Annotated in this window: 10 protein-coding genes; all 10 read right to left on the minus strand. The window is 43.7% G+C overall.

Going from position 1 to position 7,840, the window contains the following annotated elements:
- Positions 1-78: IS200/IS605 family transposase (locus VMW01_05390; GenBank protein ID HUW05673.1), on the minus strand; the 78-nt coding region annotated here is incomplete at its 3' end.
- Between the two features lie 217 nt (positions 79-295).
- Entirely contained in the window at positions 296-526 is a 231-nt protein-coding gene (locus tag VMW01_05395; GenBank protein ID HUW05674.1) for a hypothetical protein, read from the minus strand.
- A 286-nt stretch (positions 527-812) separates the two neighbouring features.
- On the minus strand, positions 813-1,394 hold the full coding sequence (locus tag VMW01_05400; GenBank protein HUW05675.1) for a TMEM175 family protein: 582 nt from the start codon (positions 1,392-1,394) through the stop codon (positions 813-815).
- A gap of 278 nt (positions 1,395-1,672) precedes the next feature.
- Entirely contained in the window at positions 1,673-3,088 is a 1,416-nt protein-coding gene (locus VMW01_05405) for an alpha-amylase family glycosyl hydrolase (GenBank protein HUW05676.1), read from the minus strand.
- 274 nt (positions 3,089-3,362) lie between these two features.
- Positions 3,363-3,587 (minus strand): SHOCT domain-containing protein, encoded by a 225-nt coding sequence (locus VMW01_05410; GenBank protein HUW05677.1) that lies wholly within the window; start codon positions 3,585-3,587, stop codon positions 3,363-3,365.
- Positions 3,588-3,645: 58 nt separating this feature from the next.
- Positions 3,646-4,716 carry a winged helix DNA-binding domain-containing protein gene (locus VMW01_05415; GenBank protein HUW05678.1) on the minus strand — a complete coding sequence of 357 codons (1,071 nt, stop codon included), beginning with the start codon at positions 4,714-4,716 and terminating at the stop codon, positions 3,646-3,648.
- 100 nt (positions 4,717-4,816) lie between these two features.
- Entirely contained in the window at positions 4,817-5,482 is a 666-nt protein-coding gene (locus tag VMW01_05420; protein ID HUW05679.1) for a DUF998 domain-containing protein, read from the minus strand.
- 185 nt (positions 5,483-5,667) lie between these two features.
- Positions 5,668-6,174, minus strand: coding sequence for a hypothetical protein (locus VMW01_05425; protein HUW05680.1), 507 nt, complete (start codon positions 6,172-6,174; stop codon positions 5,668-5,670).
- Between the two features lie 54 nt (positions 6,175-6,228).
- Positions 6,229-6,672, minus strand: a complete 444-nt coding sequence (locus VMW01_05430) for a hypothetical protein (protein ID HUW05681.1) — start codon at positions 6,670-6,672, stop codon at positions 6,229-6,231.
- 178 nt (positions 6,673-6,850) lie between these two features.
- On the minus strand, positions 6,851-7,468 hold the full coding sequence (locus tag VMW01_05435; GenBank protein ID HUW05682.1) for a MarC family protein: 618 nt from the start codon (positions 7,466-7,468) through the stop codon (positions 6,851-6,853).
- Positions 7,469-7,840: the final 372 nt, after the last annotated feature.

Here is a 7,840-nt window from a genome sequence, read left to right on the forward strand (position 1 = left end):
TCGCCTGTATTTTGCAGGACAAACAAAAGGATACAGTATAACAGTTACATTATGGCTTTTATGTATATAGTCACTCACATAACAAAAATATAATTAATTTTCGAAGCAGAGCTTCGAGGAATTAGACCTAACGAGATTAAACCAAAAAATAGAATAAGACTCTTAATCATTTCAGTAATATTTCTTGTGGTTGTTTAAATTGTTACACAACTCATTATTAACCAATATTTTGATATAAAATCAACCCGATAAGATTTGTATAACCCTTACTTATGCAGGCAAAAACACAAACAGCCTATCTCCTCTTCTTGAATAGGGTCATAATTAGAATGGATCCTCCCGATCCCAGCAATATCCCTGCAAAAAAATCAACCAGTTCTTTGTCCAAATTTGTATTGCAATCTTTAAGAAGAAACTCTATTAATACTCCAGCAACTATCAATAGAATTGAAACGAAAAATTTTTTCCCCTTGGTCATGAGTTTAGGAGTTTTATTGAATAATCCGGTAACGTTGTTATTGCTCATATTTCAATAATATTTTCTCCAATAAAGGTAAAAAACAATTGTTACAAAACAGTAAACACTATATTTCCTTTTCATTGCCTCGAAGAATGCGCTCAATCTCCTTGCCCTTATCTTTAGCCAACGAGCAGAATAACAATTCTATACTTTTTTATTGTGCTATCACACTTAATGCAGAACTCGCTTTCAAATGGTGTAACAAAAAGAAGGGTAATGCTCTACATTCTCATTCTGAACACCCCCAAATTTACCCAGATGAGAAACAGCTATAAAAGCATGTGATTCAACACTACTTCCCCTCTCTAAAAATCACCTCTATTCGCTTATCGGGAATGAGCCACATAAGGGCAACCAAAATATACAGCCCTCCGGCAATCCAAGTGCTAATCCAGCATGCGCCAATGGCCGTAAGGTATAGCGGCGGGGAGATTTTCCCCTTAAGGTCACGGCCAATGGCCTTAGATAGTATGGAATTGGAGCCTTGGTTCCTGATTATGCGGGTTTGGAGTATAAAGTATGCAATTGCCGCCATCAGCAGAATAGTGCCATAAAGGGCCATGGGCACAGTGGCAAAATGGTTCTCACCAACCCAGCCAGTGACAAATGGCACCAGCGATAGCCAAAAGAGCAGGTGAAGGTTGGCCCACAAAATGTCTCCTGTTACACGCTCAACCGTGTGCATCATGTGGTGGTGGTTGTTCCAGTATATGCCTAGGTAGATAAAGCTCAGCACGTAACTTATAAACACCGGAATAACGGGTTGCAAGTCGACCAGTTCAATACCATGAGGCACCTTTATATCCAGCACCATAATAGTTATAATGATGGCGAGCACACCATCGCTGAATGCTTCCAATCTTGTCTTTTTCATCGTGCTAACAAATTAATCCCACTTCATTTCAAAGATAGGAAAAGATGAAAATGTTCCGGCGCGAGCCATGCACGCGAAAATGCTAATCATTACTGCATCTCCTTAAGCCTTGTCACCACTGACGGTATTCTTAATTGATGAAAATATCATTGATGCTCTCTTTTTGAAGAGAAGGTAATCGTTGACGCTTCTTTCATGGGTATTTATCGATTGTGATCAACTCTCCTCGCCAAAAAAAGCCAAAAAACATCCCATCAGCAATATGAGGCAATTCCGATCTACCACTTCAGAACGTAGTATTGGTAAGGCGATAATACGATATTAGCCCCCAGTGTTAAAGTAGACCCTGCAAGAGCATCGGTCCACTCTCCCTGCAGTGCGGAAGGCAAAGCATAGGTTTCATCGGTAGCACGAACATTTACAATCACCAAAACATGCTTTGTACCGCTAGTTTTCTGAAAAACAACCACGTTGCGGTCGGTATAGGTTGTTAGCGTGCCATTACGCGCAGCCGACGAGGAATCGTAAAAGTTGAGCATCGTGGTATAAGATGCCAGCATATTGGGGTTATCGCTCCAGCTAATTGGTCCGCCACCGTTATACACCGATGTGCTGCTAACGCCAACCTCCTGCCCACAGTAAATTAGCGGTGCGCCCTGCAAAAAGATGGCTACAACAGAGGCGGCCAAGGCTCCATTGTTACCACCAAAAACGGAAACTGGGGTGGCAATGTTGGACTCATCGTGGTTGGTGGTAAAGCGAAGCTTTCTGCATCCAGATGGCACCACGGAATACTCGGTGGTGTTGGTGACAAATAGGGCTCCAGCATCCTGGTTGCTGCCAAAAACACTCTTTAGCGATGCCAAGAAGTCCCAGCCATAGTTCATTTGAAAACCGGCAATAAAGTGGTCCGCCCGTGAGCCTTCGGCCAACAATATCAGATTCTTCTTGGTGGCACCCTTAAGCGCTGTAATAGCTTGCTGCCAGAAGTCAAAGGGAACAAAGTCAGCAGCATCGCAGCGGAAGCCATCAATATCGGCGGTTGCCACCCAATACTCCATGGCGGCAATCATGGCCTGGCGCATATTGCTGTTGTTGTAGTTCAGGTCGGCAACGTCGTTCCAGTTTGTTCCCGCCGGACTAATAATATTTCCATTGGCATCCTGTGTGTACCAGCTGGGGTTGCTAATCCACGGATTATCCCACGAGGTGTGGTTTGCGACCCAATCCAGTATCACAGCAATATTCCGTTTGTGGGCTTCGCTGACCAACGTTTGCAGATCCTGCATAGTTCCAAAATCGGGGTTTACCTCAGTATAATTCCGCACACAGTAGGGCGAACCAAACGATTTGAGAACTCCAATTGGGTAGATGGGCATCAGCCAAATGGTATTTACTCCTAGCGCCTTTATCTGGTCGAGCCGGTTGGTTACCCCCTGCAAATTCTTTGTTGCGCTAAAGGCTCCCGGATTTACTTCATACATTACTATATTGGCAACCGCGGGCGTTTCAAATACCGATGACGTGGTGTCGGTTGCAGGGCTATCATCCTTCTTGGCGCAACCTTGAACGGCAAGGGCAATAATTACGAAAAGCAGCAGGCAGGTTGCCAACTTTAAGCGAAGTTCACTAACAAAACGATATAACCTCCTATTGCGATGAATCACAATGTGAGCAATACTCTTTATAACCATACCATAAATTGTTAAAATACCCAATAATCTCTCCTCGATCGGAGCATAAAACCCTTACAATTCCATAACCACCTTCAGGGGCACTTACATGTCCAAGAACAATAACAGTTCCGTTATCATTATAAGAATTCCAATACTCAACATGAAACTTCACTCTTCCTCCATCATATCGACCATAAACGACTTGTGAGGAAGATTAGGATTAAGCTTAAGAAAATAATTGCTTGATCTTCTTAATAAACAAGATGCTTTACTCTTTGCACCGGTAAAAGAGTTATGCGGAAAGATCACGCTTTTTTTCCTCAAACTCCTCCTTACTGATTTCACCCTTGGCATACCTCTCCTTGAGTATGTCGAGCGCCGACTTGTTGGCTGATTGGTTGGACACGCTGCCCTGATTAATAACCTTTACAACTATCCAAACAATGACTACTACAATAGCGAGGCCAATAAACCAGCCCCATCCCATTCCAAAACCTGCTCCACCGAAACCGTGCATGATAATCCTCCTATTTTTGGTTAGTAATTATTTCGAAAAATCAACATAAACTTATTGGCTACTGCAATATAACCTCTTTTTCTAAGAAATGACCAAATGACTCAGCAGCACCGGCCACCCACTGCAACTCCTCTTTGTTATGATGTCGAAAAAGTTTCATTTCCATCATTACCTTGTTACCTTTAACTGTTCGCTTCCACAGCCCTGATACCTGTCCATTAGTAACAATCACCGGCCGAAAAATGCCATTGTTGGATACCGCTTTGGGCAAATTTACCTCCGACATTGATGCGTTTCGGCTCCGATAGCTGATGATGAACTCATCAAAAGCAGGTATTAGGAATGCTTTGTCATTAGCCAACACAGGTGGTGCAAAAGAAGAAGCAAACCAAAATAGGTCTTCTCCAACAGTTTCCGATACCAACTCGCAACGAATGCTTTCGAGTCCATTTCGCGCATCGGTAGCGGATAATCCCGACCACCAAGCAAAATCCTGCAGAGTTGCAGGGCCATGACTAAGAAAATACCTGCGGGCAAGCAATGCAAGTGCTTCTTCACGATGCAATGCGCCAATTGAAGTAGCACGACTGTCCAGCAATGCATAGGTGTATTTACCGTCTCTACCGGCACCGCTACAGATAAGTCCCTCGAGTTCCGCTCTTAAAAGCAGATGGGAAGCCCTATTCTCATCCGTTGGAATCCGTATTCCGGTAAGCACACCTACCAACTCTTCGCGCGTAAGGTGCCTATCCTCCAAGGCTCTTACCATAGCATCGTTACTCTTTGCAACAATCGCCTCAGTGAGCTCGAGTTCCTTGTGTCGCGACCGTAGCGACGTTTTAATTCGAGGAGCCGTAAGATGGAGCATCCAGCGGATGTCGTCCGACGCTACTAAGTGCCACGTAGGTCGGAGCAGGTGTGTGCGCAAAATATCGCCACTGTTGAACGCATCGTCCACAGTATTTATAGTAGCACCCGGTAGCCGCACGCCCACCGCCCACTTAACCATGTTAAAGTCCTGCGCCTGCATGGCTCCCATCCAGCCGACAACTTCGCGGGCCGTTTTAAAGCGTGCACCGTTTATTTGCTGATTTGCAAGCCGTATATGTGAAATGTGTGATAATTCCATTTCAAACTTAGATATGAAGCCAATGTAGCAAAAATCAAAGAGAATGAAAAGGAGTGGCTATAGGTTAACACACGGAGCAAAACAAACTATTCTATCTATTCTACTCGGCTTTTGCGGTACCCCTGTGCTGCTGTTTTACCATTATTACCGCAATGGTCACAAGGTATATGTAGGTATTCAGCATAAACAGACGCTGCCACAATCCCTTATACTCGGCTAAAAAGTTATCGCTGCTGGAGGAGAAACGAAACATGAATAGCATCACTGTGGCAATTCCAGTTACAAACATTATTTTCGATAACCGATGAAATCGAGGCATCTCCTCCTTCGAAATCACCCACAACATGACCAATGGAAGAATCAGTATGGCAACCACACCAATACCTCCAAGTGTATCGTGCACAATGGCTGAGTTTGTAAATTCCCCTGCAATGAAGTTTGCCTTGAATGCTCCCGAGCCAAAACCTTCTCCAAAACCGTAAAGCATGATTAACCAGGAGGCCAGTCGGGCACTACGTCCACGCTCCCCAAAAGCCCTGCGAAAGCCAAGACCAAACAGAATTATGAGAAAACCCATTATTATCCACCATGCCGACATTGGAGCAGATATGGGGCTAACGGAGGCACCCATCGCGCTCATGGTCTCCTTTAACTGGCTGTAGCCCGGGTAAAATGGACCCATGGCAAAGGTCGTAATCATTTCACCAATGGAAGCAATCAAGCAGGCTCCCGCTGCAATAAAAACAAGGTTGGAGTTCTTCTTCATTTGAGGTTTTCAAAAATAGTTCCTAACACTAAACCATATCGCTAGGCATTTGCCCAATTACTCTAGAAAATAGAGCGAGAACGAAGCAAATTTTTGGCGGTTAAATATAGGGAGATTGCGGTAGACGGTTGCGTCAATACGATCACATTGAGCGGCTATTTCTGTTAATAAATGCTAAATTAGTGTTATGTAGATAGCAAGTAGTGTGGGTCTAACCCAACCATTTTAAGCAGCAAAGGGCATGTGTTAAGGTATTCGGTCAAACCACTGGCTTCGGTATCATAATCAGGAGACCAAAACTTATATACCACTGGTTTGTTCACCTCGCCATACTCTAAGCAGCATTCAACGCCATCCTTTCCATGAACGCTGGCCTTTGAGAAATCACTGTGTTGAAGATTGGCCAATACCTTACACAATGCGCTGTACTGCTGTTCACCCAAACTAAAAGTAGTATCTCTTTGCGTATACATCAATTCTAAACTTTGCTCCATAGGCCTAGAAATAAGATGAACAGCAGCACCATTCCCATTTCTCGTAAGTTCAACCACCACCGTGGCATCCGAAATTCGCTTGGAATGCTCAATGGTCAGCCTAATAAATTCAATTTTCTGTTGCTTTCCGCTGCAGGAAATCAACATTCCCACTGACAATAAAACGAGTAGAATAATTTGTGATTTATGATGTAGCATACCACGAAAAGAATTTTAGGGCAGCAAACCGATCTAGTAAGTTGCTCATCAACTTTATTTCACAACCTTATTGCAAACAATGCCCCATATGGTAAGTTCCTTAAGGTCAGATTTAATATCCACAGTTCTATCATTTATAAGCTTAAACTGATGACCTTCGGTATAGGTGCTATCGAAAAGCGAGCGCACAATCAGCTTCCCCTTCTTAAACGTCAACCGAGTCCAATCGCCCTGTGTTCTCCATCTGCCGGAGGTGTTTACAGTAGAAACCTTTTCGCCACTCTCCGACGGTTCCAGAGGCTTCATATACAGCGAGAATGTGTTATCCGTCCTTAAAGTCAGTTGGATATCGGCCATTCCATTGGCACCGCTATGGTAAGCCATAAGGTTGCTGCTGACCTCCTTCTTCTCATTGCTAGTTGTAGAAGTATTATGGAGCTTAGTGGCTGATGTACAGGCAGCAAGAAATATTAAAAAAATTAGAAGTATTCCTCTCATTATCGTAGTTATTGTCGGCTGGCTCAGATACCATTGCCGGATTAAATGCTTAAGATCATAGAGTTGCAAGATACACTAATAAAAGAAGAATCTATTACTAACTATGATTCACAAGTGTATAGAAATATTTCAACGCCATCATTCTAAAGTAAGAGAGAAGGCCATTTGCATTCCTACACTATATACCAAATGCCAGCTTTATTCCAGCAATTGTCATGCCTGCTCCCATAATAGCAAGGATTAGCCCCATGAGCTTCCCCAAGACGGCAATTAGGTTGGCACCTAAAGTTTTAACAATTCGCTCGCTGAGCTGAAATGCCCAGTAGGTTAGATAAATCATGATCGCAAAAATGGCAATAACAATCCCAATGCGCAGCAGGCTAGCATCGGTAACGCTGTTCATGGCCGTAACAATGGTTCCTGGGCCGGAAAGAATGGGAATGGCCAGTGGTGATATGGCAATTCCATCGTCGAGATCCACCTCCTCTGGATTGTGTATCTTCGACTTTTGAGAAAGCAGCATCTCAAAACCAATGTAGAAGATAAGAATGCCGCCGGTAACTTTAAACGCCGGGATGGTAATTCCAAACAGCTCAAAAATATACTTCCCAAGAATAACAAAAACTACCACAATCAAAAAGGCAGTAATGGATGCAGTTTTTGCAATACGCTTCTTTGTCAGCTCGCTTTTCCCTTCAACCAAACCGAGGAAGATGGGCACGTTGGCAATGGGGTTCATTATGGCAAAGAACCCCGTAAATACTGTTAACGAAAATGTGAAAATGCTGTCGTTCATGGTGAAATACCTAGTTTATACAAACACGAAAACCTCCCTAAAGACTTTGGGGTTTGAACTGCGTTTTCATGGATATGCAATCTACGTTAAAGAAACAGGTGGGCCAATACAATAGTTCACCTCCAACCTACCATAGGCCAGTATAGCCCCCGTTAAATCAGAAAAAGGTTTGCCGCACAAATCCTCATAAAAAACATGGGGTCGCACGTTTGACTCCGACTGGGGTCGCTCAAGAAAATACCATACTCTTGGATGGAACAACCGAGACGTTCGCTCTTTCGTCGCTATTATTCATTTGTCAAAATGCAAAAATTCACCAAAATCATCAGCGTACAAACCCCTCCATCGCCAGCCGCACGGCGTGCGAAAAGC

The organism is Williamwhitmania sp. (genome assembly GCA_035529935.1).
In the GTDB taxonomy this organism is placed as follows: domain Bacteria; phylum Bacteroidota; class Bacteroidia; order Bacteroidales; family Williamwhitmaniaceae; genus Williamwhitmania.

What these genes read in the sequence shown, in the direction of transcription:
- VMW01_05430 (HUW05681.1), bottom strand. Translation starts at nt 6,672, where the DNA reads ATGAGAGGAATACTTCTAATTTTTTTAATATTTCTTGCTGCCTGTACA.
- VMW01_05435 (HUW05682.1), bottom strand. Translation starts at nt 7,468, where the DNA reads ATGAACGACAGCATTTTCACATTTTCGTTAACAGTATTTACGGGGTTC.
- VMW01_05405 (HUW05676.1), bottom strand. Translation starts at nt 3,088, where the DNA reads ATGGTTATAAAGAGTATTGCTCACATTGTGATTCATCGCAATAGGAGG.
- VMW01_05400 (HUW05675.1), bottom strand. Translation starts at nt 1,394, where the DNA reads ATGAAAAAGACAAGATTGGAAGCATTCAGCGATGGTGTGCTCGCCATC.
- VMW01_05410 (HUW05677.1), bottom strand. Translation starts at nt 3,587, where the DNA reads ATGCACGGTTTCGGTGGAGCAGGTTTTGGAATGGGATGGGGCTGGTTT.
- VMW01_05415 (HUW05678.1), bottom strand. Translation starts at nt 4,716, where the DNA reads ATGGAATTATCACACATTTCACATATACGGCTTGCAAATCAGCAAATA.
- VMW01_05395 (HUW05674.1), bottom strand. Translation starts at nt 526, where the DNA reads ATGAGCAATAACAACGTTACCGGATTATTCAATAAAACTCCTAAACTC.
- VMW01_05425 (HUW05680.1), bottom strand. Translation starts at nt 6,174, where the DNA reads ATGCTACATCATAAATCACAAATTATTCTACTCGTTTTATTGTCAGTG.
- VMW01_05420 (HUW05679.1), bottom strand. Translation starts at nt 5,482, where the DNA reads ATGAAGAAGAACTCCAACCTTGTTTTTATTGCAGCGGGAGCCTGCTTG.